Origin of the sequence: Bradyrhizobium sp. 2S1 (genome assembly GCF_011516625.5) — a bacterium.
GTDB lineage: Bacteria > Pseudomonadota > Alphaproteobacteria > Rhizobiales > Xanthobacteraceae > Bradyrhizobium > Bradyrhizobium septentrionale.
The window spans coordinates 6,443,814-6,467,652 of sequence record NZ_CP147717.1 but is presented as its reverse complement, the minus strand read 5'-3'; the positions used below and the strand labels follow the sequence as shown (position 1 = coordinate 6,467,652).

15 protein-coding genes are annotated in these 23,839 nt (G+C 62.3%); 1 reads left to right on the top strand and 14 read right to left on the bottom strand.

Features of this window, described 5'->3' with window-relative positions; translation table 11 throughout:
- Nucleotides 1–249: 249 nt before the first annotated feature.
- Entirely contained in the window at nt 250–1,494 is a 1,245-nt protein-coding gene (locus HAP54_RS30420) for a glycosyltransferase family 92 protein (RefSeq protein ID WP_166293793.1), read from the bottom strand.
- 494 nt (nt 1,495–1,988) lie between these two features.
- Here HAP54_RS30420 and HAP54_RS30415 point away from each other — a divergent pair, with 494 nt between their 5' ends.
- On the top strand, nt 1,989–2,918 hold the full coding sequence (locus HAP54_RS30415; RefSeq protein WP_224741728.1) for a hypothetical protein: 930 nt from the start codon (nt 1,989–1,991) through the stop codon (nt 2,916–2,918).
- A 113-nt stretch (nt 2,919–3,031) separates the two neighbouring features.
- Here HAP54_RS30415 and HAP54_RS30410 read toward each other — a convergent pair whose 3' ends face one another.
- The 13 genes from HAP54_RS30410 to HAP54_RS30350 form a co-directional block, all read right to left on the bottom strand.
- Complete coding sequence (locus HAP54_RS30410; RefSeq protein ID WP_166293789.1) at nt 3,032–3,955, bottom strand: glycosyltransferase family 2 protein; 924 nt, start codon at nt 3,953–3,955, stop codon at nt 3,032–3,034.
- Between the two features lie 8 nt (nt 3,956–3,963).
- A complete protein-coding gene (locus HAP54_RS30405) occupies nt 3,964–6,129 on the bottom strand; it encodes a glycoside hydrolase family 99-like domain-containing protein (protein ID WP_248114424.1) in 2,166 nt (721 codons plus the stop codon).
- A gap of 377 nt (nt 6,130–6,506) precedes the next feature.
- Complete coding sequence (locus HAP54_RS30400) at nt 6,507–8,543, bottom strand: SEL1-like repeat protein (protein ID WP_166293786.1); 2,037 nt, start codon at nt 8,541–8,543, stop codon at nt 6,507–6,509.
- Nucleotides 8,540–9,886, bottom strand: coding sequence for an HlyD family type I secretion periplasmic adaptor subunit (locus tag HAP54_RS30395; protein ID WP_166293784.1), 1,347 nt, complete (start codon nt 9,884–9,886; stop codon nt 8,540–8,542). Before HAP54_RS30395 ends, HAP54_RS30400 begins: the two co-directional genes overlap by 4 nt.
- Nucleotides 9,876–12,110, bottom strand: a complete 2,235-nt coding sequence (locus tag HAP54_RS30390; RefSeq protein WP_166293782.1) for a peptidase domain-containing ABC transporter — start codon at nt 12,108–12,110, stop codon at nt 9,876–9,878. Before HAP54_RS30390 ends, HAP54_RS30395 begins: the two co-directional genes overlap by 11 nt.
- A gap of 195 nt (nt 12,111–12,305) precedes the next feature.
- Complete coding sequence (locus HAP54_RS30385; RefSeq protein ID WP_166306484.1) at nt 12,306–12,917, bottom strand: class I SAM-dependent methyltransferase; 612 nt, start codon at nt 12,915–12,917, stop codon at nt 12,306–12,308.
- A 343-nt stretch (nt 12,918–13,260) separates the two neighbouring features.
- Nucleotides 13,261–14,007: a calcium-binding protein gene (locus HAP54_RS30380; RefSeq protein WP_224741730.1), complete on the bottom strand. Its 747-nt coding sequence runs from the start codon at nt 14,005–14,007 to the stop codon at nt 13,261–13,263.
- Nucleotides 14,008–14,238: 231 nt separating this feature from the next.
- A protein-coding gene (locus tag HAP54_RS30375) for an IS3-like element ISRj2 family transposase (RefSeq protein ID WP_166204126.1) occupies nt 14,239–15,368 on the bottom strand; the annotation gives its coding sequence in 2 pieces (ribosomal slippage) (nt 14,239–15,116 and nt 15,116–15,368; 1,131 coding nt in all).
- A gap of 37 nt (nt 15,369–15,405) precedes the next feature.
- Nucleotides 15,406–16,317, bottom strand: coding sequence for a calcium-binding protein (locus HAP54_RS30370; protein WP_166293780.1), 912 nt, complete (start codon nt 16,315–16,317; stop codon nt 15,406–15,408).
- A gap of 210 nt (nt 16,318–16,527) precedes the next feature.
- Nucleotides 16,528–17,847, bottom strand: coding sequence for a calcium-binding protein (locus HAP54_RS30365; RefSeq protein WP_248114425.1), 1,320 nt, complete (start codon nt 17,845–17,847; stop codon nt 16,528–16,530).
- A 617-nt stretch (nt 17,848–18,464) separates the two neighbouring features.
- Nucleotides 18,465–19,619 (bottom strand): glycosyltransferase, encoded by a 1,155-nt coding sequence (locus tag HAP54_RS30360; RefSeq protein WP_166293779.1) that lies wholly within the window; start codon nt 19,617–19,619, stop codon nt 18,465–18,467.
- Nucleotides 19,616–21,607 (bottom strand): heparinase II/III family protein, encoded by a 1,992-nt coding sequence (locus HAP54_RS30355; protein WP_166293777.1) that lies wholly within the window; start codon nt 21,605–21,607, stop codon nt 19,616–19,618. The genes HAP54_RS30360 and HAP54_RS30355 overlap by 4 nt, the downstream gene beginning before the upstream one ends.
- Nucleotides 21,604–23,790: a bi-domain-containing oxidoreductase gene (locus tag HAP54_RS30350; protein ID WP_166293775.1), complete on the bottom strand. Its 2,187-nt coding sequence runs from the start codon at nt 23,788–23,790 to the stop codon at nt 21,604–21,606. Before HAP54_RS30350 ends, HAP54_RS30355 begins: the two co-directional genes overlap by 4 nt.
- Between the last annotated feature and the right edge of the window lie 49 nt (nt 23,791–23,839).

Sequence of the window (23,839 nt, the reverse complement as noted above, 5' to 3'; positions counted from 1 at the left end):
GCAAATCCGGTGCGCCGCGTCTTTGCGGCCATCCTTCGCGACGCCGCCCATGGCAGGCACCTCCAGCGACAAAGGCAAACCTTTGCGCGGAGATGAGGTGTTGTTTTTGTGGCAGAGCTGTAGACCCTCATGGCGAGGAGCGCCGCTTGCGGCGCGTCTCGAGCCACGACGCCAGGCGCTTGCACGGTCGCCGAAGGGAAGCCTGGGCGATCGCCCTCCCCCAGCGAGGAACATCGCTGTTCCCCAGACTCAGCCCGGGATCAGTTTCTTCAGCTCAGGAAGAAATCGTTGAATCGTTGCGTCTTCAACGTCATTGCGATCCCGCAAGGTGAAGAACTCCATCGCGCGGATCTTTTCAGGATCGCCATCGGCCAACGGCCTGCCGCGCTCGCGCTTCTTCAGCAATTGCTGCCGTGACTTCGTGTAGTAGTGGTTGATCACGAGCTTGTTCCGCTTGGGAGCGGTAATGCGCCCGCCGATCGGAAACACAGGCGTGCCGTCTTCCTGGACGTAGCAACCCAAAATCAGGGATTGGTGGGGATGCAGGTAGGCCACGATGGTGTCGGGCCTCAGGATTGACTTCATGATGAAATGATCCGGGAAGTCGTCCGGAGCGCGACGCGTGAAGGACTCGATGCACAAGCCGGCCGGCCTCGCGTCGTGACCGTTCGATCCGAAATTCAACCACTGCACCGCCACGGCCGGCGCCGGCCCGACCTCCGCCAGGACGTCCTTGATGTTGCCGGCCTCGGTCGGAAACAGGTACTCATCGGCATCAATGAAGGCGCACCATTCCGAACAATTGCGATAGCTGTCGATCGCATGCGAGAATGCGCGCATCTGACCGAATTCCCCCGCCACGAAATGATACGTGATCATTTCGGGCCACGGGAAGGACTCGATGACGGCACGGGTATTATCGGTGCTGCCGTTGTCGTAGAGATAGAAGTGATCGACCCCTACCAGCTTGTGGAAGTGCAACCATTCCAGTAGATCGTCGCCCTCATTCTTGATGGCGCACACCACTGCCAGGCCGTGCTTCTTCCGATCGATCCCGGCATAGAGCTTCCTCGCCTCCATCACGCGCAGGAGGCCGGCAAACTCTCGCCGCAGATTTTCACTTTTCGGGGCCGCAGCGAGCGCGGAAAGATAGACGTCCTGCGCTTCGGAGGCGGCTCCCATGTTGAGATCCGCGATCGCGAGGCGATGCAACACCCGCGAGTCGGACGGCAGCTGCTTGACGAGGTCGAGAAGGATGCCGCGCGCTCCAGCGAAATCACATGCCTGCACAAGCGCCGCCGCCTTTGCAAACTGGAATTCCCTGTAATCACCGAACTGCTGCTCCAACTGCTTGACCGATTGGATCAGTTCGTCGGGATTCGGATTTGCGATCCGCCCGGAAAAGAATTCTCTAAGCCTTGTCTCGATCTCACTTGCTGGAAGCGTATCGAGATTCACGCCTGAGCTGAAACTAGACAATGCTGGAATTTCCATGTCCAACCTGCGCCGCTCCCCACGAGATCAACAAGCAATTAACATTGGCTCGCACCACGAATTCCCTACTAGCGCACTTATTTTGCGAGATTAAGGCTATAACACGAAGTGCTCACACTTAACTGTTGTAAGGTTATTTCGAGGGAAATCAATACAATAGAGCAGAGAGGCTTGGTGTCGTTTGCACGAAAATCGTGTCACGGGACGGGAACGATCGGAGATCGGCAATGGACAATAGGAACGAAGCAGCTCGGAAGCCGTTCGCGCTCACGCGCAGGATGTTTTTGGCATCACTATCCGCAAGCTTCCTGCCTGGCGCGCTCAGCGTCTTGGGTTCCGGCCAGTCTGCCGCGGCCCCGGTCCCTCACAGGCCGCTCGTGGGCGCAATTCGATGGGACGCCTGGTATTCACCGGGCTCGCAGCCAACCGAGGCCGTCAAGCAATCACTCGCCCCTGAAAGATATCGTTGGCGGACTCCCTTCTTCGGGACGCAGGTGAACCGCGCGCCCAACACGCTTGATTTCCCGACCTCGATCGAGACCGAGATGGATAAGGAGATCGACCAGGCGATCTTTGCCGGACTGGATTATTGGGCATTCGCCGCCTACGGGGCCAACCATCCGATGTCAAAAGCCCTTTACGAGTTCAGGGCCCGTCCCAAGGCCGCCAATCTCCGATACTGCATGTTCACCGAGCTCGGCCGGTGGGGATCGCTGGCCAAGCAGTCCTCGCTCCCCCACGAGCACATCGGCCTGATGGCGGACAAGAACTATCTGAGGGTGGAGAACGATCGGCCGCTCTACTTCCTGGGCTTCATCAAGGGTGCGGATGTTCAGCGAAGCTGGGGAGGTGTGGAAGGCCTCCGGAGCGCGTTGAGCAAGTTCAAATCCGACGCGAACGGAGCTGGTCTCGCGGATCCCTACATCGTGCTGGCAGGAGACATGAAATTCCTGAGCCAGGAGGCCGCCAATGTGGGTGCCGACGCAGTGGGGTCGTATGCGCTGACAACGGGTAACGGCCGGGGAAGCTTTGTCGATCTCGCGAAATATGCCGAAAAAGGCTGGAATGATCTGGCCGCCAGCCAGCTCCCAGTTGTGCCCACGGTGATGACGGGATGGGACAGGCGCCCTCGCATCGAACACCCCGTGCCCTGGGAGACAAAGCAGCGTCCCGGCGACGGGATCACCAATTTCTATGCAGCTCCGACCAAGAAGGAATTGGCGGGCCATCTGGCGCAATCGATCAGCTGGGTGAACAGCCGCGCCCCCGATCGTCGGGCGCCCGCAGTGCTGATCTATGCCTGGAACGAAAATGACGAGGGCGGCTGGCTGGTCCCGACCATGCCTTGCCAAACCGATCGCCTCGAAGCGCTACGCGAAGTGCTGAAAGCGACCGCGCAGTCGCCGTCCAAGAACCTGTGTTAGATCGCCTCCGCACGAACCGCGCGCCGGCATCCGTGAAGCAGGTGCGCCGAACCTGAAGCCCGGCTCCGTTCCGATTCGATCGGAACGGACAGAGCCGGCCTTACGCGCCTCGATCAGCGCCAGCGAAGCGGCCTGGTCCGATCGTTCGACTCCACGGTCCGATGCTCGAGATGATAGGGCGCGTAGATCTGCTTGACCCAATAATTGAAATTAGGATGCAGCTTCACGAAGTCATAGAATGAATCGCCGAAATTCGACGGACTGAGGCAGGTCTTGTTTTGAGGCCTCGACGCGATCGCATTCAGACAATACGACTGCATGCAGGCCTTGGTCTCGCTCTCCGCCACCTTGGTCAGACTTCGGAAACTGTTGGCTGAATGAAGCCGATACAGATAGCGGTCCGTTTCAAGGTAGGTCGGCTCGACTTTCGTTACGGCGCGCAGGGCGAAATCCCAGTCATGGCAGTATTTGAGATCGGCGAGCCAGCCGACCTGCCGCAGCAGCTCACGGCTGAAGACAAAGTTTCCGGTTGAGGCCGCGATCTGGGAATCCAGGAACGTCCATGACAATGGCGTGCTGGCGATCTGAGCGCGGTCGATTGCATAACGCAGGCGCGTCGGAAACTGATAGTTGGCGATCGACTTGCCATGTTCGTCGATCGGCTCGACGGCCGAGAAGCCGAAAAACAGCCGCTCCTTGCCACACTTGTCTGCGAACTGCCGAACCCGATCCTTGGAAAAGGCGTCGTCCGAGTTCAAAAGGAAAATCAGGTCGCCGCCGGTCAGCGACAATGCTCTGTTCCAGGTGTAGTGGGCGCCCAGATTTTGCGGGTTCTTGAGCAGCTTGCAGGAAACAAAGCGCTTCCCAAACGACTTCTTCTTGATGACCTTCTGCGCGACCTCAAAACTCTTGTCCGGCGAATTGTCGTCCACGATGACGAGTTCGAGGTCGGCAAAGGTCTGTTGATAGACAGTCTCGAGGCATTCCTCGAGGTACTGTTCGTGCTTGTAGCAGGCGATGACGACACTTGCGAGCATAGCCGGCCTCAACGTCTCACGATGATCGAGTGACGCGACCTCACGAGGAGGCTGGCTCCGTCGCCGACCTCCAGGACGGCGAGTTGATACTCACCATCCGCCAGATCCCGAATCGAGAAGGACACCTGAAAACCGAAATAAGAGTCCTTGCTTTCGGCCTTCATGTATTCCTTCACGTCGACGCGCTCGTGCCAGTCGACGATCAGACAGTACCCGCTGTTCGCTGCATTCTCCGCGGCAAGCGACGATAGGACCAGGAATCCTGTTCTTTGCCTGCTTGCTTCGAACGCAGTGCCTGCGCAGATCCATCCGCGCACCACTATCTCGTATCGCGGATCGGCGATCACCCGCTCGCTCGTTTGGGAATTGATGTTTTCAATGACCAGCAACGAGCCCACCGGACCATCGGACGCGCCTTCTGCCTCGACCGGGACGCCGCTTCTGACGCGCTGCACCCCCGACTGACCGAGACCCGATCGATGCAGGTTTGCCAGCACCTCGACATGCGCAGATGATTCCTTCACCGCCCATTCGAGCTCCTGCCTGCTCAGGCAATCCAGAAGGTCCGGAGTATTTCGAATCTGGACCGAAATAGGCTCCGCCGAAGCGACCCGCCTCACGACCTCCAGAAACGCGCGTCCATAGCGCGAGTCCGGCTCGAGATGAGCACCCTCCGCCCACTCGTTCCAGGAATTGATGAAGACCAGTGACTCGGTAAAGCTGTTGCCCTTGGCCCGCAGGGTCGCGTCGCGAAGCCAGACCTCGAACGCTTCCGGGCTCGACCTGGTAAAGACGTGACCGCGCGCGCCCTTGCGCGGCGTATTGTCCCAGCGCGGCATCACGGCAGGAAAAAACGGGAAATCGTAGCTCTTGCCGAGAGACGACCGCATGGCGTCGACATAGTCGTACACCTTGCCGGCGAAGGTCGCCGGTGCGTCGACGTCGGTCGGCGGCACCTCTCTCGTCGAGACCGTATGCGGCGGAAATTCGATGGCGGCATCGCAATTGACATCTCGCGGGTCGAACTCTCCGAACGTCATCGCATTGCAGATCAGAAGCTCGCCGATTCCGAGCTCTCTCGCTCGCTTGCGCCAGATATCGAACATGTGCTGCTTGTCCGGCAACAATGACGGCCGGTAGATGACGATGATCTTTCGACCATCGACGGTTATGTAGCGCTCATCGAGCAGCAGATCGGCCATGTCGTCGATAAAGCGAACATCATCGTCCAGCGAGTGATTCTGCCCCAGCAGAAGCTCGGCATCCGAACCGTCCCACCGGCGGGACCAGTTCTCGTTTGCCCAGCAGATGCAGAACGGCAGGTTCGGCTCTCCGTCCTCAAGCATGAGCTGGAGCGGCTTCTCCAATAGCCTCCGCCCCTGAAACCAGTAGACATAGTAGCAGAACCCGTCGATGCCGTACTTGCGCGCCAAGTCGCCCTGCTGACGGCGCGTTTCCGGCAACCGGACGTCATAGAAGCCGAGATCAGCCGGCAGCCATGGCGATTCGTGCGTGGGGAATTGCGCGCGCATGCGCGCGACGTTGGTCCACTCGGTGAACCCCGGTCCCCACCACCTGTCATTTTCTTCAAATGAATGGAATTGCGGCAGGTAGAAACAGATGTAGCGCACCTCCTTGCTGGTGCCCTCCGCAAGTCCGGTAACGATCCTGCCGTCGTTGTTCGGAAACAGAAGATCGTCGTAGTCTTCGGTCGAGAAGCCGAGCGCAACAACCACCTCGCTTGGGGCGAAGTTTTCGAACAGGGGTATCTCGTAGTACTCGCCGTCGTTCAGGCTGACGCGGAGATAGATTTGCGCATGCTTGGGTTCGATTAGCGCGTTTCTCAGCGCGCGGGCCAGGCGGCGGCGCACGCCGCGCGTCGATAGATTGATCCGAAATCCGGGACGCCCGATCGCGCTCTGCTTGCCAATGCTGGCCGGCGCCGGTCGGCCTGTCCGTCCCTCTTCGACACAGTGCGAAGCGATAAAGAGCGCGATCGAGACGGTCGAAGCAGGCGATTGAGCGTCCACAATCCAACCGGAAACCGCCCGCCCCGAATACTCGAGGATCGCGCCGCGCAATCTTGGTCCGGATTGAAGATCGCTTACATCCGGATCCAGGAACACGCTCTGCGAATGATCGTCCTGCTGAACCGGACTGGCAACGGGCTGCATGTCCCTTGTGTCCCTGACGCTCCGTTCAACAATCTTGTTCATTGCCACTCAATCTCCTGCCAACGTTTAACGTTGGTCCCAGTTCTTTCCCGGTGAAGCAAAAGTTCGATTCCGAGATCACGTTGTTGTTCAAGCGCATCCAGGATCGATGACCTCCCGGTGCTATCGGTCATCTTCACACAACCAATGATACATGGAAGGTTTACTCCGCGACCGCAACATTAACGCAATCTCTCTGTCGTCGATATGAAAGTCATCGTTCGCCTTGCCCAGATTGTCATCCAGACGTGCCCGCTTCCGTGCCTTCGCGCCAACAACAAAGCCGCCGATCGTCTCTGCTTTAGCTGCGCACGACGAGAGGCACGCATCCAGCAACATCAGCCGACGCTCTCGCCCATCGCCTGCAGGCGGCGCAGCGCCCCTTCGTTGTTCTGCTGTGCCGCTTGTCGATACCAGCGCAGCGCAGAATCGCGGTCCTGCTCGACGCCGCTGCCGGCGCGCAGCGCATCGCCAAGCGCGAGTTGGGCTTCCACCATGCCCTGCTCCGCAGCTGCCTTGAACCATTCGGCCGCCTTCGCCGGATCGGCCTCGCAGCCCTGTCCGCGCCCCAGCATCGCGGCAAGGTTGTATTGCGCCGTCGTGTGGCCCTGGCGCGCCGCCGCCTCGTACCACGTGACGCCCTGGGCAAGGTCCTGCTCGACGCCCTGCCCGGTGCAATACATCACCGCCAGCTTGAACTGCGCTGCGGCGTTGCCGCCTTCTGCAGCCTTGACGATCCAGTTCGTGGCGGCCTGCGCATCCTTGATGCTGCTCTTGGGATCGGAATACAGCAGCGCCAGGCTGTGCTGGGCCTCGACATGGCCGGCACTTGCCGCACGCTTGAACCATTGGGCGGCCGCCGGTAGATCGACGGGACCACCTGATCTCCCCATGTGAAGCCCGCCCAGCTGGAATGCCGCGGCGGAATGTCCGACCTCAGCGGCGTCGGTCAACAGCGTGCGTGCCTGCGCAAGACGCGCTTCGGATGGGTCATCCTGGATCAGAAACACGGCATAGGCCGTCTTCGCATCGGCGTCGCCGCCGTCGGCCGCCTTGCTAAGCCATTCGGCTGCCCGCGCCTGGTCGCGCGGCACGCCGTTGCCCGCCGAGTAGAGCCGGCCGAGCTGCACGCCCGCAGCGCTGATGCCGCCCTCGGACGCGCGCTCGAACCACTTGATCGCGGTCGCGACGTCGCGCGTCACGCCGTTGCCGTTGAGATAGAACACCGCGATGTTGTGGGCAGCCGTGGCGTGGCCGTTCTCGGCCGCGCGTTCGAACCACTTCGCGGCCTGGCGGATGCTGGGCGCAACGCCGGTGCCGGTGGCATAGAAGCGCCCCGTAAAGAACTGCGCCTGCGCGTCGCCGCGCTCGGCCGCCTTCTCGTACCAATACGCCGCCTCGCGCAGATCCGGCTCCGCAGCAGTGCCGAGTGCATAGAATTCGGCCAACGCCTGGATCGCCGGCAGGTAATCCTTCCGCGCCGCCTTGCGCAACGCGGTCTCGGCCTTGTCGACGTCCTTGACGGCCCCTTTGCCGCTCAGCCGCAGCAGCGCGATGTTGTACAGCGCGATCGTATCGTCATGGGCAGCCGCACTCTGGAACAGCCGCGCGGCTTCTTCGGCGTTCACCGGGAGGCCGGTGCCCTTGAGGCTCATGAAGGCGAGCGCAACCTGTGCGCGGACATGCCCCTGCTCCGCAGCTTTCTGATACCAGGCCGCGGCCTGCGCGAAATCAACGCCAACGCCGCGCCCTTGATAATGCACGTCACCGAGTGCGAATTGACCTGACGCCGCGTTCTGCTCGGCCGCGGCCTGGTACCAACGCAGGGCAGTCGCGTGATCCCGCGCGCAGCCTTGCCCGTTGGCGTACATGTCACCAAGGATCGCTTGCGCCTCCGCCTTGCCGGCTTCCGCCGCCACCGACATCCAGAGGAAGGCGATGTCGAGATCCCTGGGCACGCCGGTCCCGTTCGGGAACACCAGATCGTGGACGCTGGCGGCCTTGTCACCCAGACGCGCCGCAGTGGATTGCCGCCACATCTCGGGCCTGTTCGGCCCGACGGCAGCCTGGACGCCGTGGAAGTAGATCAAGCCAAGCTGGAATTGCGCATCAGTGTGTCCGCTCAGGGCGGCGCGGTCATACCACGCGACCGCGTCCGGAAGGCTGCCGATAACACCCTCGTTCTTCGCATAGAGCAGTCCGATCCGGTAATCCGCCTCCGGATTGCCCGCTTCCGACGCAAGCCTCCAAAGGCGGAACGCCTCGAGATATTGCCGGTTCTCGTAAGCCGCCAATCCCCGTTCAAACGGGTGTGACTCTGAACGGGACGAACCGGATCGGAACAAGTCAAGCAGGGATCGCGCCGATACCGTCATGGCTCACGCATAGCTTCTTTGGCACTGCGCAGCATGCCGCCGAGCAGATACATCGCCACCGAGCGGGTGCCGACATTAACATCGCCCTGCAGCGTCATGCCGGGGATGAGGCGGAAGTGCTTCGGGACATCCTTGAAGTTGGTCTCGTCGACCGAGCACCGCGCCTTGTAGAAGGCATCGACAACCTTTCCGTCATCATCGGTCGTGAAGGCGCCTTCGCTGATCCAGCGAATCTTGCCTTGTGCCGTACCGTGCTCGGCCGCGTTGAAGGCATCGACCTTCATCGTGCAGGGGTCGTTCGGCCGAACGAAGCCGACGTCGCGCGACAGGATCTGGATCTCGGCCTCGAGCCGCGTCTTCAGCGGCATCAGCGTGATGAAGGGATCGCCCGGCTTCAGCACGGATCCAACCGAGAGCTTGGCGAGGGTCAGCACGACCGAGGGCTCTGCAGCCGTCCACCGCACGAGGTCCTGATGCTTGGTAGCCTTGTCAAAGGATGCGCGGGCCGTATCCAGGCTGTTGCGCGTCGTGACCAGATCCTGGCTCAGCTGCGCGTTCCACTGCTCGATGAAGGCCTTGCGGTCCGCCTTGAGCGATTCCAGCTGGTGTTGCGCTTCCAGCAAGGTGTTGTGGGTGTTGTCGATCTGACGCAACAGCTCCAGCCGACTGTCCTGCGAGAGATACAGGTTCAGCTTGGAGCCGCTGCCGCTTTCGGCAAGCGTCGAGCGCATGTCCTCGATCTTGCCGGCGATCTCGGCGCGTTGACCATACCGCTCGTCGTCCTTTTTCGCCTTCTGGATCGTCGCTTCGGTCTGACTGATCTTGGAATCGTAGCTCGTCACCTGCGCGTTGTACTGGGCAACGCGCTGGTCGTAGAGCGCCTTTTGCAAGGCGTTGTACTTGGTGGCCTCCGAATCCTTGGTCCCACCAAATGACAACGGTTTTCCGGACAGTTCGGCCTCATCGCGGGCGACCTGCGCGTCAAGGCTCGCAACCTGCGACTTGTACTGCGTGACGTCGGCCGCGGTGAAGGTCGAGTCGAGGGTCGCAAGCAGCTGTCCCTTCTCAACCTGCTGACCGTCCCGAACATCGATCGTCTTGATGATCGACGCGTCGAGCGCCTGCAGCACGTTGATCGAATCGACGGGAACGATCCTGCCGCCCACGCTCGTGATCACCCGATCGAGGCGCGTGAGGCACATGATCGCCACAAGCGATACCAGGAACGCCGACAGCACGAACAGCGTCGCGCGGGCCAGTAGCGGCTCGGCGGCCTCGCGGATCGCGTCGGTCTCGGACTGGAACTGGCGAACGGTCGCGAGCGAAGCTTGGTTAGGAGACAAGGGTCGGGCTCCTGAAGTTCTTGTCGCTGCGGCCCGTCGGAACAAGGTGTGTATTCTGCTGGTACCAGAGCGAGCTATAGATGTCGTTTCGTTCCAGAAGTTCATCATGACGTCCGATATCGTTGACCACGCCGCGATTGAGCACGAGGATCGCATCGGCCTTGGTGAGCGACGACAGGCGGTGCGAGATGATGATCAGCGTGCGGCCATGCGCAATCCGCGAAATGTTCGCGTTTACGATGGTCTCGCTCTCCGCATCGAGCGCGCTGGTCGCTTCGTCCAGGATCAGGATCGGGGGATTGACGATCAGGGCACGCGCGATCGCGAGGCGCTGACGCTGGCCGCCGGAGAGATTGGTGGAACCCTCGTAGATATAGGTCTCGTAGCCTCGCGGCAGCTTATCGATGAATTCCTCGGCGCCGGCCATTCGCGCCGCCCTGACAACGTCGTCGAAGGTCGCATCCGGCTTTGCGGCGGAAATATTCTCGCGGATGGTGCCGCTGAACAGGAAGTTCTCCTGCAGCACAACGCCCACATTGCGCCGGAGATGGTCGACATCGTATTCGCGGACATCGATACCGTCGACTTTGATCAAGCCACCATAATCGGAGTGCAGCCGCTGCAACAGCCGCGTGATCGTGGTCTTGCCCGAGCCGCTCTTGCCCATCACGCCGAGCGTGGTGCCGAGCGGAATCTCGAAGGAGACATTGTTCAACGCCGGCGACACCGCGCCCTTGTACTTGAAGGTAACGCCGGAGAACTCGATCAAACCCTTCAGCGGGTCCCTCACGCCATGGCCGGAACGTCCCTCTTCCGCCGGCTGATTCACCAGCCTGCCGACGATCGTGACTGCGGTGCGCGCCTCGTCATACTGGTTGATGAGCTGGGCCATCTGCATCAGCGGGCCGGCAACACGTTGCGACAGCATCAAAAAGGCAAACAGCGCCCCGACATAGACCGGATCGCCGCTGCTCACCGCCAGGTAGACACCGAGCGCATAGGGAGCGCTCACCGCCAGCCGTTCCAAGGGACGCACCAGCGTCTGGATCGCAGTTCCGGTCAGGCCTTCCGCAAGACGCGCCTTGGCGACGCGCGCCACCAGCACATCCCACATGTGCCGTTGCCGCGTATCGAGCGCCAGCGACTTGATGGTCCTCATGCCGTTCAGGCTCTGGATCAGAAACGCCCCCTGCGCGCCTTCAGCCGCCAGAGTTGCCGAGGACTTCTTTCGGTAGGCCGGCAGCATCAAGACGAGCCAGGTCACGATCGCTCCAGCAAAGGCCAGAACCATCAGCGTCATGGTCGGACTGAAGAAGAACATGACGGGCAGGAAGAAGAAGAGCGTTGTCGAGTCGAGAACGGTACCGAACAATTGCCCGGTCAGAAAGCCGCGAATCCGGAACACTTCGCGGATGTCCCGGGAAATCAGGCCGACAGGGTTCTGTTCGAAGTAATCAATCGGCAGATTGAGCACCTTCTCGAACACGTAGGTCGACAGCTTGACGTCGAGGCGTGCCGTCAGGCGCTGCACCAGATACTGCCGCAGGAACGTGAATGCCGCCTCGAACAGGATGACGACGAACATCGCAACACACAGCACGTAGAACGTGTTGTAGGCCTTGTAGAAAATGACCTTGTCCGAGAGCAGCCGCCAGAACATGATCGGCGCCAGGCCCATGAAGCCCAGGATCAGCGCCGCGATCGCGACGTCGCGCAGGATGCGCCGTTCACGGAACAGCAAGGCGACGACAAAGCCGAAGCTGAACGGCTGGGTCTCGTCGGAAATCTCGTAATCGCGCTTGGCCATGACGACATCGCCCGACCAGATGTCCTCGAAGCGCGGCTGGTCGATCACGAGCAGGGCATCCTCGCTCGCGTTCGGATCCCGCAACACCACCCGGGTGTTGTTCTCATCGCCCTCGAGGCGCAGCAACACCATGTGGCTGCCGTCGCGCAGGCGAACGATTGCCGGCAGCGCCCGCTTGAGATGGCTCAAGCCCTTCCAGTCCAGCTTGACGGCCTTTGCCGTCATGCCCGACGAATTCGCACACTTCAGGAGCTCGGGGAGCGTGACTTCCTGATCGCGCAGGAGATTGTCATGGATGAGCTGGGACGTGGTGAGGTGCAAACCATGCTGTCTTGCCACGATGACGAGACAGGCGAGGCCCGTGGGAGGCAGGTCGTCCACCGAAGCAGCGCCGACGAGCGAGAGGTGTGTGGTCATGGATGCCTCGAAGTTTCGACTGCGCAGATCCGGTTCTCAGCGAATTATAACTTATCATTGTTAGTTCGCTAACGCAGCATTTTCAGCAAGCCAGCCAAAAATATATGTATCGAGAAGGTTTGAGAAGCCTGTCTCGACACTGCTGCGGACCGGGTTTAATCGGAACCTTATAACATTATTTAACATCGACAACCGTCAAGCGGCGCTGACGGTCTCCCGGAAGTCGAACCCGCAGGCCTCCAGGAGCGGCCGGATCCGCCCATCATCGGCCTCCGGCATCAGCGCCAACGCGCAGATCTCGAAATTCCCGCTGCGCACGGAGACGGTCGGAAACCCGGCGCCGAGCAGCAGGTTCCCCATCCGGTCGCTCGAAAAGCCGGTCTTGTGCGCCATATGATGGCGCCCCTGCTCGATTGCGCCGGAATGTCCGTAGATCATGTCCAATGGCCGGATCGGACCGGCCGCCGAGACATAGGCGATCGCACCGAGACCTTGAGTCAACATGTGCTGGGCCACCGCCTCGAGATCGGGCGACATGATCAGCGCGAATCCGTCCGGCTTGAGGACCTCGCGGAACTGGACAAAGGTCGGGTGAATCTCATGGGCATAGAGGTGCTCCATCAGGTGGGAACACCAGATCGCGTCGAACGAGGCCGGCGGGAACAGTTCGGAGAGATCGGTGATCGATCCGACGATGTCCGGATCGACGTCTGCGTCGACATCCAATCGAATCTCTTCCCACTCAGGCGATGTCAGGAGCGGCTGGATCCGCTTGGCAACCGTCAATCCAGCACCGGCATTCAGCATCTTCTTCTTGGCCAATTCGAGAGCTCCACGCGTTGGTCCGTTAAGCGGCTGATTTCTACAGCAATCGCTTATCTTGACTGATGTTACCAAGGCCGCGGAAAGCTATTGGCCATAGTTCCATCGGGTCAAGCAAGCTTCCCGGCTTTACAAAAGCTACGTGGTCCGAATGTGACAAAGTAACTTCTAACATCCGTCGACGGGAAATGCCTGGCGCGGGACTTGTAATGCAGATCGGCCATTCGAGCGGGTCGATCGACAAAGCTCAGCATGTTCGGATGCAAAAGAAAGGCGCCGCCTCGGCCAGGGTTGAGGCGCCGTCGTCGTTTGGTGCAGACCCAGGATCTTACAGCTTGGTCCAGTGACCATCGTTGAAGATCAGGTATTCGATGTTGCTGATCTGGGTCACCTGGCCATTGCTGAAGGTGACGTCCAGAGAACCGTCCTTTCCGGCGGTGATGTCGGTCACGTCGGTCGAGGCGTGACCGAGGAAGGTCAGCGAGTCCTTGCTGCCCCCACCGCCGTCGATGCTGTCGCGGCTGGTGGCGTTCTTCAGGTAGAAGTAGTCCTGACCACTGCCGCCAACCATCGAAGCCGTACCGGTGGCGGAGCCGACGAACGAGTCGTTGCCGTTGCCGCCGATCAGCGTCTGCGTGCCCGAACCGGCGACCAGCGTGTCGCTGCCGGAGCCGCCGTAGAGCGAATCGTTGCCATCGCCGGCATAGAGCGAGGTCGCATGCGACGCGTCGCTGCCGGAGTAAAGCACATCCTTGCCGTCGCCACCGTACTCCGCGACAGTCCTGGCGCCGCCGACCAGGAGGTCGTTGCCGGCACCGCCGTAGAGCGTGTCGGCACCCGCACCGCCATACACCGAGTCGCTGCCGGCACCACCGTCGAGAAGCGAACCGTGCGATGCATCCGAGTGCGAGTAGAGCGCGTCGTTACCGCGGCCACCATACTCCGCAACAGTCCCGGCAGCGCCGATCAGCAGGTCGTTGCCGGCACCACCGTCCAGCGTGTCGGAACCGATACTAGCGGGGTTATACCCCGCACCGGCAACCAGCGTGTCGTCGCCCGCACCGCCATCGAGCAACGTGCCGAGCCCATAACCGGCGCCTGACTTGAGAACGTCGTTGCCGCTGCCACCGTACTCCGCAACAGTGGCTGTGCCGCCCTGCAGAGCTGGCGCCGGTTGTTTGGACAGCGCCCCGCGGGATTTAAGTGGATTCCTGCCGGGTTATGCTGAACGCGGGGCCTTACGATTTTGTCGTTGCGTCGGGAGGGCGTAGCCCGACCAGAGCGACGACAAAATCGTCGGCGACGGTCATGCGGCCATCACCATAGCTTGCGTGCCGAAGTAAGCCTCGTCGGGCGTGCGCCCGTCAAGGCTCGAGTGAGGGCGTCCCTGATTGTAGAAGGCCAGATACTTGGCAATTGACGCTCGCGCCTCGGACACGCTGTCGTAGGCGCGGAGATAAACTTCTTCGTATTTGACCGTGCGCCAGAGCCGCTCGACAAACACGTTGTCGCGCCAGGCGCCCTTGCCGTCCATGCTGATGGCGATCTTCGCGTCCAGCAGCACATCGGTGAACTCGAGGCTGGTGAACTGGCTGCCCTGGTCCGTGTTGAAAATCTCGGGCCTGCCGTGCTTCGCCAACGCCTCCTGGACCGCTTCGACGCAGAAGGCCGCCTCCATTGTGATCGAGACGCGATGGGCCAGGACCCGTCGGCTGAACACATCGACGACCGCCGCGAGATAGACGAAGCCACGCCGCATCGGAATGTAGGTGATGTCCATTGCCCACGCCTGGTCGGGCCGCTCGATCTTCAATCCGCGCAACAGGTACGGGTAGATCTTGTGACCCGGTGCCGGCTTACTCGTGTTCGGGCGACGATAGACCGCCTCGATCCCCATGCGCTTCATCAGCGTCGCGATGTGGCGGCGACCGGCGTATACGCCCTCCCGCCGCAGCAACGATCGCTGCATACGCGCTCCCGCGAAGGGATAATCGAGATGCAGCTCATCGAGCCGACGCATCAAGGCAAGGTCCTCGGCCGAAACTGGCCGAGGTTCATAGTAGACCGTGCTGCGAGCCAGCTTCAGGACCTTCGCCTGGCGCACGATAGAAAGATCATGACCGCGGTCGATCATCGCTTTGCGCTCAGCAGGCCCGCCTTGGTGAGCGCGCCGGACAAAAAATCGTTTTCCAACGCCAGCTCGCCGATCTTGGCATGTAACGCCTTCAAATCGACCGGCGTCTCGGCCGACGCCTTGTCATGCCCAAACACGCCGGCGGCGCCTTCCAGGAGCTGGTTTTTCCAGATCGTGATCTGGTTCGGATGAACATCAAACAGTTGCGCCAGCTCCGCCAGCGTCTTGTCGCCTTTGACCGCAGCCAAAGCAACCTTCGCCTTGAATGCCGGAGAATGCATCCGGCGGCTCTTCTTCGTCATCTTCGCTCCTGATTCGCGGCAAGAATCCTCGCCGCTGTCAGGCAGAAAATCCACTCAAGCTACTGTCCGAATTTGCGGAGCCAGCTCTCTGCAGCAGGTCGTCACCGGCGCCGCCATCCAGCGTATCGGCAACGCCACTGGCACCACCCTCCAGCGTGTCGTTGCCGTCACCGCCCGACAGCATCGAGCCCTGCGACGCAAACAGGTCCGCGTAGAGTATGTCGTTGCCGGCGCCACCGTAGAGCTGACAGCTCTCCATGCCTGCGACCAGCGTGTCATTGCCCGCGCCGCCGTCGAGAATCTCGTTGCTGAAACCTGCGCTCAACCAGTCGTCGCCGGCGCCTCCAAACAGTTGATCGTTGCCCCAGCCACCGAACAGCACATCGTTGCCGGTACCGCCGTAAAGCGTACTGGAAATGCTCGTATCGAACACTGGGCCGCTGGACAGCAGCGTGTCGTCGCCGCTACCGCCAAACAGTTGCGCTGAGCTACCGCCCCAAAGCCAGTCGTTGCCGGCGCCACCGTCCATCGTTTCGTGACCCACGCCGCCACCGTACACCGTGTCGTTGCCCGCGCCGGCAAGAACCGTCGTCCCGCGGTTGTTGTTAAAGGTGACAACGTCGTTGCCGTCGCTAGTCGCGACCAGCACCGGGGCGGCGCCGTTCACCGTCAGCGTCACGTCGCTCTTGGTGGCTTCGATGATCGCCTTCAGCTTGGCGTCAAGCTTGATCGTATTGTTCGCGTTGGTTTCGATCAGAACATTGGCGTCCGGATCCGGGCTGCTGATCCCAGCGCCTTCCTGGACCGGGATCGTGCTGCCGTCATCCGGCGAGGTGTACCCGATCCCCGCCGTGATCAGATAGTCGAGGATCTGTTGCCGGGTTGCGTGATCGATCGTGGAGCCGATCGCTGCATTGAGCCCCGTCTGGTTCAGGTTTTGCGTCACCATCGATGGAGCTCCTGCTTCGACGCGCTACATCATCGCTAAGCAAACGCTTAAATTATCTCGATGACTCACAATTGGAGCAGGCTGCAACACTCCGAGATTATCAGACAGCATTTCAGAACACCACCTGCAATCGCAAAAAAGCACCGCCTCAACCAGGGTTGAGGCGGCGCCTTCGTTTAGTGAAGACCTAGTTTGTGAAGACCTGGGATCTTACAGCTTGGTCGAGTGACCATCGTTGAAGATCAGGTATTCGATGTTGCTGATCTGGGTCACCTGGCCGCTGCTGAAGGTGATGTCCAGAGAGCCGTTCGATCCGGCGCTGATGTCGGTCACGTCGGTCGAGGCGTGATCGAGGAAGGTCAGGGAGTCCTTGTTGCTGGCGCCGCCGTCGATGGTGTCGCTGCTGGTGGCGTTGGACAGGTAGAAGTAGTCCTGACCATTGCCGCCGACCATCGAGGCCGTGCCGGTGGCGGAGCCGACGAACGAGTCGCTGCCGTTGCCGCCGATCAGCGTTTGCGTGCCCGAACCGGCGACCAGCGTGTCGCTGCCATTGCCGCCATACAGCGTGTCGTTGCCAGCACCGCCGTAGAGCGAGTCGTTGCCGTTGCCGCCGTAGAGCGAGGTCGCGTGCGAAGCATCGCTACCGGAGTAGAGGATGTCTTTACCGTTGCCGCCATACTCCGCGACGGTCCCGGTGCCGCCAACGAACAGGTCGTTGCCGTTGCCGCCATACAGCGTATCAGCGCCGGCGCCACCGTAGAGCGAGTCGGCACCGTCACCACCCCTCAGGACCGAGCCGTGCGACGCATCCGAGTTCGAGTAGAGCGCGTCGTTGCCGGCGCCGCCGGAGAGCAGATTGTTGCCCGTGCCGCCGACCAGCACGTCGTTGCCGCGACCGCCGACCAGATCAGACGAGGTACCGCCGTAGAGCGTGTCGTTGCCGGAGCCGCCGAGCAGCGCATCGGAACCAGAGCCGAACAGCAGATCGTTGCCGGCGCCGCCGTCCAGCGTGCTGTGACCGGAGGCATTATCGACGAGCACGTCATTGCCGGCGCCACCGCTGATTGAATCGTGCCCCGACCCGCCGAAGACGGTGTCATTGCCGGCGCCGGTGAGAACCGTCGTATCGCCGGTGTTGTTGATGAAGACCTGATCGTTGCCGTCGTCGGTCGCGACCAGCACCGGGGTGCTGCCGTTGACCGTCAGCGTGACATACTGGCTGGTGGCCTCGATGATCGCCTTCAGGTTGGCGTCAGTGTTAACAACGTTATTGGCGTTGGTCTCGATGAGAACATTGGCAGCCGGATCCGGGTTGGAGATTCCGGCGCCGACCTGGACCGGGATCTCCGTTCCGTCATCGGGGCTGGTGTAGCCGACCCCTGCATTGATCAAATAGTCAATGATCTGTTGCTGGGTCGCGTGATCGATCGTCGAGTTGATCGCGTGTTTGAGGTCGGTTTGGTCGAGATTGTAAGTCGCCATCGAGGTAGCCCCTGCTGGGATACGAGGATTCAAGCCGCTCGCCCACACGTAAGCTGTTGAATCACAACCCGTTTGTTGCGACGCAGCTCAAATGTGGACACATGTTACGAACTTGTTAAGTCCATTGTTAAGTCCGCGGTATCCGAGAGTCAATCAGCAATGTGCTATTAACGTCTGGTTCCATGAGGCTTTTGCGAGACTTAACGCAATTTCAGGCGTGCACTAACATTCAGCGCAGGCAAGCCGCCAATGTTAGCCGCGGCGCAAAAAAGGGTAGCGATTATACGGGGTTTCACGGGGGCTCGGGTTGGCGCGAGCGGACCGAATTTCGCAGATGTTGTGCGCGCTTCGACGCGATTTTCTGTTCTGAAAAAATATTTCTGTACCGCGTGAGAGCTTTTCCAAAAAAACGTCAAACTTCACAACCGGCGGGCCTCCGGCCAAGTGTTATGACGCTGCCTGGTTGCAGATTGTGAGCTTCAATCGGGCGAAATTCGCGGAATCAGCCGCAGAATCAGGGCCACTCGACCACCAGGCCAAACCTGGCGCGTCGCCCGCCGGACGCCGTGATATAACAAATTAACACCAGATTTGCCGCAATGTGTTAGCGACGTGGAAACGGAGCGACGATGCCCGATCACGGGCGGAGCACCGACCCGCGGCGGTCATCCGCCGACGGTACGCGCGTAGATCGCCTCGAGCAGCCGGCGGTTCTCGTCCGGCGCATAGAGTTCGAGATAGGCGGCCCGTGCGGCCCGTCCCCATGCAGCCGCCAGATCGGGGGCGCTGACAACGTCAGCGATCCGCTGCCGGAGCGCGGCCGCGTCGCCCGGCGGGACCAGCGCGCCCGTTCCGCCGTCGCTCACCACCTCGGCAAGCCCGCCGATCTCGGACGCAATTACCGGCGTCCCGCGCGCGAAGGCCTCGAGCACGACCATGGGAAATCCCTCGTACCAGAGCGACGGCACGACCAGCGCCCGCGCTTTAGCCATTTCCGCAAACACCTCCTCGCGCGAGATGGCGCCGAGGAACGTGACGTTGCCGCTCGCCCGGGCCTTCAGCGCAGTCGCCTCCGGCCCCTCCCCCGCAATCCGCAACGGCACAGCCGTGCCCGCAACGGCTTCGAGCAGCACGCCGACGCCCTTCTCGCGGCTCAGCCGCCCGACATAGAGCAGCCCGTCGCGCGGCGTCGCCGGATCAGGTGCCCCCGGATCGGCCATGAAGTTCGGCTTCACGTCGATCCGGCCAGCGTCGAAGCCGGCCTGCGTGAACAGATTTCGGGCAAACTGCGTCAGCGCGATCAGGCGCAGGCCGGGACGCGTCCAGGTGCCGCGGCGCTGGTGCTGCGCGATCATGTAGGCTGAAGCGAGCGAACCCGGCAGCGATCCGCGGTAGCAGCGATGCACAACGCCCCACAGATGGCCGCCGTCCAGGCACTTGTGGCAGATGCGGCCGTCGCGCAGCAGCATGCCGCCGGTGCAGATGGTGCGATAATTGTGCAGTGTGACCACGGCCGGCACGCGCTTTTGCCGGCACAGATCGAACACCGCCGGCGAGAGCAGCGGGAAGAAATTGTGGACGTGGACGATGTCGGGGCGGAAGCGATCGATCGCCTCCGCCACGACCCGCTTTCCCTGCGCATTGTCGGCGATCGACAGCGTCGTCGCGATGCGCGCGGCCAGCGAATTGATCGCCTCGTTGCTCACCGTGAGCGTTTCGACGCTGTGTCCTGCATTGCGCAGCAGGTCGACTTCCGCTTCGAAGACGACGTCCTCGCCGCCGCGTCCCTGATACCTGTTGTGCGCGACGAGAATCTTCATGGTCGGCGTGCCGGGTCTGAGAACCAGCGCAACTCCGTCACCAGATTTTGGCCGGCGGCGAGCGTACCGGCGCCGATCAAGGTCGTCGCCGGCACCTTGAGATCGAACGACGGCGAATACCAGCCGGCAGGCAGGGTCTCGTCGCCGCGATACGACATCCAGCTGAGTTCTGCCGGCAGATCGAGCTCGCCGCGCCCGCCAGGCCACGACAGCAGCGCCGTGCGCCCGTCGAGCGTGCATTCCACCTCGGGACCGAGATGCCAGCTGAGGCTCGCCGGAGCGGTAAGCCCTTCATTGCCAAGCACAATATCCGTGACCACGAGCCGCGCCGCCTGACGCTGCAACTGCACCGAACGGCGATGCACGAGGCCTGCGCCGCCCTGATATCCCGCGTGCTCGGCGACCCAGTCTGCGTCTGCATCACGCTCGTCGAGGCCGCTTGATGCGACAAGCCGGCTCTGCGCATGCCGTGTCCAGAGGAAAGGCCCGCCCGACACCGACTGATCGCGCGCGAACAGGCAGAGCGTGTTGTGGGCCAGCGTGGAGCGGAAGTAGGCCCGCCATCGCGGATCGCCGTGATAGCAATAGGTGCCGGGGTCGGCGAAGATCTCGACGCCGCCGATCCGGCATTCGATCGACAGCGCATCCGCATGGGCATGCGCCGCAATCCGGCCGAAGCCATGCGGGCCATGGTCGCAGCGGCACCACACTGCTCGCTCAGTATCGACGAGAAAAGTCTGCCCCGCCCTGTCAAGCAAATGCGGGCGGCGGGCGGGCCGCGCGGCGATCGCACGCGGCTTGATGCCGTCGGCCAGAACAAACGTGCGCAGATCAGGCTCCGGCAAACCGGGCCACCATGGCAGATCGCCGAACAGGCGCGCGCCCGTGCTGAGCAGGCCAAGCCAGCGATTGCCGCCGTGATCGTCGAGCAAGAGGCCAATGCCGTCATCGCCATCGCCCTGACGCGGCGGACGAGCGCGATCGTCGAGCATCGCGGCAATGACATCGCTCATGCGGCACATTGTGGTCCAGACCGCATCGTCGAGCGGGTGCCCCGACGCTTCGCCTTGTACCGCCGCCGCCAGCAGGAGTTCGAGGACAAAGCCGTGATAATCGGTCGCGAGCTCGCCGTTGCTGCCGCAGGCGAGGGTTTGCGCGATGGCTTCGTGTGCCAGCGTGCTGGCTGCATCCTGGCGCCATCGCGCGCTGTCGCGGAAGAAAGGAAACGCACAGGCCGCGACGAACTGCCCGGTGGCCTCAGCGATGACGTGGTTGTTGGCGGACGAGCCGCGGCTCGGAAACCGCGACAGCCAGTATTGATGGGCATGGAGCTGTGTCACGAACAGCTCATTATCCTCGAACAATGCGGGCGCGCCGGGCCAGTTCTGCAGCAGCTGGCGCACCCAGGTCCATGAGATCAGTCGCACGCCAAGCTCGATGCCGCTGATCCAGTGCGGGCCGCACGGGAATGGATTTTCGCGCCACCAGCTCGTGAGATGCTCGGCCACGCGCCGGGCGTAACGTTCGTCCGAGGTCAGGTAATAGGCCGATGCGAGCACCGTGAGATGGTGGTGACGCGACGGCTCCCAGATGTATTTGATGTTTCCGACCGCCGCTTCGTCGCGATAGGGAACCGCAAATGCGTATGTGTCGCCCGGCGCCCGCTTGCCACTGCGGACATCGACGAACCAGTCGGGCTGTTCGCCCAGCGCCTCATGATCTCTGGCGAAAACCCGCCAGCGTCCGGAGAGAATCTGATCGGCGCTATGGATCAGCCGCTCGGCAGCGTGCTGCGGGGCATTGGCGGCCAAGGGCAGCGGCTTCAGGCGCGGCTGCCGCGCGCCCGCCATCAGCCTGGCGCCCGCGCGCCGCGCGATGTCGGGCGGAGCGATCCGCCAGAGCAGGCGCAGCGCCTGGTCGTTCACCCGTCCGGCAAGCTCGGACGGCTCCATGCGCTGCAGTCTGCGCAGATACCAGGCCGGATTCATTTCGCGCCGGTCGCGGCGCGCAGAGCGCCCTGCCCCGCGGCGCCAATCGTCAGATCGACCGGCGTCCCGGAGGCCGCGCTTTCCTGCACGGCAAGCGTTGCGCGGGTGGTTGCAAGCAGCGAGTCGAGCGCGATCGGCATTGCGGCCCCCGATGCAACCGCCGCAATGAAGGCATCCAGCATCGGCCGCTGGCCCTTGTCGAGCCGCGCTTTCTGCGCTGTCCGCTGTCCGGCGTGCCAGATCTCGAAGCGCGAGAAATTGTCAAAGGCGGCAAATCCTGTGCTTGCCGATACTTCAAGCGCCTCCTTCGGCACGCGCGGATCGCCGCCGGTAAGATAGCTGAGGCTCGCGACCGAGCCGTCGGCAAAGTCGAAGGTCGCGACCAGATTGTCGACGTCCCTGCCCGCGGTACTGGCGGAGACACGCACGGGCTCCGCGCCCAGCCACCAGGACAACACGTCGATGAAATGCCCGCCCTCGCCGACGAAGCGGCTGCCTTCGGTCTCCGCCTGCAGATACCAGGATGATTTGTCCAGCGGGCCGGCGATGACCCGATATTGCAGGGTCTGCGGCCCGGCCGGCGCGAACGCCGTGCGCATGCCTCGCAGCAGCGGCGAGAAGCGGCGGTTGAAACCGACCATCAGCCTGTTGTTGCCGGTCTCGCGGATCGTCTGTTCCAGTTGATCGAGCGCATCAGTGTCGATCGCCAGGGGCTTTTCGACGAACACCGCCTTGCCGGCGCGCAGCGCGCGCGCCGCAAGGTCGGCGTGAGAAGCATGGCGTGTCGCGATCAGCACGGCATCGATATCGTCGGCCTCGAGCACCGAGGCAGCTTCCGTCGAGGCGCGCGCGAAGCCGAACTTGCGCACGGCGGTCGCGCCGCTCAGGCCGGTATTGGTGGCGACCTCGACGAGATCGACGCGCTGGTTATTCGCAAGCTGCGGCAAAAGCATGCTGGAGGCATAATTGCCGGCGCCGATGACGCCGAGCCGCACCCGGCCGCTGCGCAGGGCCGCGACCGGGCGATACGTCATCTGCAGCGCGCGGGGAGCGGCATCCGGATAGGCGAACACCATGCCGAGGCCGACTTCGCCGCGGCTCATGCGCTCGAAGGCCGACGTCGCCTGTTCCAGCGGCACCACTTCGGAGATCAGCGACGAAAAATCGAGCCGTCCGTCGGCAAGCAGCGCGACGATGGCCTCCATGTTGCGCTTCTCGGTCCAGCGCACATGACCGATCGGATAATCGATACCGCCCTCCTCGTAGAGCGGATCGTAGCGGCCGGGGCCGTAGGAGCGCGAGAAGCGAACGTCGAGCTCCTTGTCGTAGAATTCGTTCCACGGCAGGTTCAGCGTGCATTTGCCGATGTCGACGATGCGGCCGCGGTCGCGCAGCAGCGCGGCCGAACGCGATGCGAGATCGGGATCGTCGCTGCCCGCCGTGATGAACACGCAATCGACGCCGCTGCCTGCGGTCAACTGGTCGATCCGGGCGCGAAATTCGGCCGCGGCATCGTCCGATACGACCGCGCAGACTGCGGCGCCCGCGGCCTCCGCCTGGCGGCAGCGTGCTTCAAGCCGATCAAGCCCTACCACCACGACGCCGGCGCTGCGCAGCAGGCGCACCATGATCTGCCCGATCAGGCCGAGGCCGATCACGCAGGCGGTCTCACCGAAACGGATCTCCGACTGACGCATCGCCTGCAACGCGATCGAGGCGATCGTGGTGAAGGCGGCCTGGTCGAGTGCCGCACTGTCCGGCACCGGCACGCAGAGATTCACCGGCACCCAATTATATTCGGCGTGGGTCGCATATTGATTGCCGCCGCAGCAGACGCGCTGCCCGACCGAGAAGCCGCCGACGCCCTCACCCACTTCCACGACGGTGCCCGACAGCGAGTAACCGAGCGGCGTGTAGGAATCGAGGCGGTTCATCACCTTCTGATAGGTCGCGAGCAATCCCTGCTGACGGACCGAGCGCACCACCTTGGCGACCTGGTCGGGTCGCGCGCGCGCCTTGCCAAGCAGCGACAGGCGCCCTTCCGTGAACTTCATCATCTCGGTGCCGGTCGACACCGCCGAGAACGCCGTGCGCACCAAAACCCCGCCGGGGCGGCAGCGTGGCGACGGCACATCGATCAGCTTGAGCTCGCCGCTCTTATAGTTCTGCGCGATCTGCTTCACAGTCGGTCAATCGCCTCACGTTAACAGCGCTCCTTGTATCGCGCCTGTT

Bases quoted from the DNA above. Each gene is read 5' to 3' on its own strand.
- HAP54_RS30355 (WP_166293777.1), bottom strand. From the start codon at position 21,607: ATGAATCCGGCCTGGTATCTGCGCAGACTGCAGCGCATGGAGCCGTCC.
- HAP54_RS30360 (WP_166293779.1), bottom strand. From the start codon at position 19,619: ATGAAGATTCTCGTCGCGCACAACAGGTATCAGGGACGCGGCGGCGAG.
- HAP54_RS30410 (WP_166293789.1), bottom strand. From the start codon at position 3,955: ATGCTCGCAAGTGTCGTCATCGCCTGCTACAAGCACGAACAGTACCTC.
- HAP54_RS30420 (WP_166293793.1), bottom strand. From the start codon at position 1,494: ATGGAAATTCCAGCATTGTCTAGTTTCAGCTCAGGCGTGAATCTCGAT.
- HAP54_RS30405 (WP_248114424.1), bottom strand. From the start codon at position 6,129: ATGCAGCCCGTTGCCAGTCCGGTTCAGCAGGACGATCATTCGCAGAGC.
- HAP54_RS30400 (WP_166293786.1), bottom strand. From the start codon at position 8,543: ATGACGGTATCGGCGCGATCCCTGCTTGACTTGTTCCGATCCGGTTCG.
- HAP54_RS30390 (WP_166293782.1), bottom strand. From the start codon at position 12,110: ATGACCACACACCTCTCGCTCGTCGGCGCTGCTTCGGTGGACGACCTG.
- HAP54_RS30385 (WP_166306484.1), bottom strand. From the start codon at position 12,917: ATGCTGAATGCCGGTGCTGGATTGACGGTTGCCAAGCGGATCCAGCCG.
- HAP54_RS30370 (WP_166293780.1), bottom strand. From the start codon at position 16,317: ATGGTGACGCAAAACCTGAACCAGACGGGGCTCAATGCAGCGATCGGC.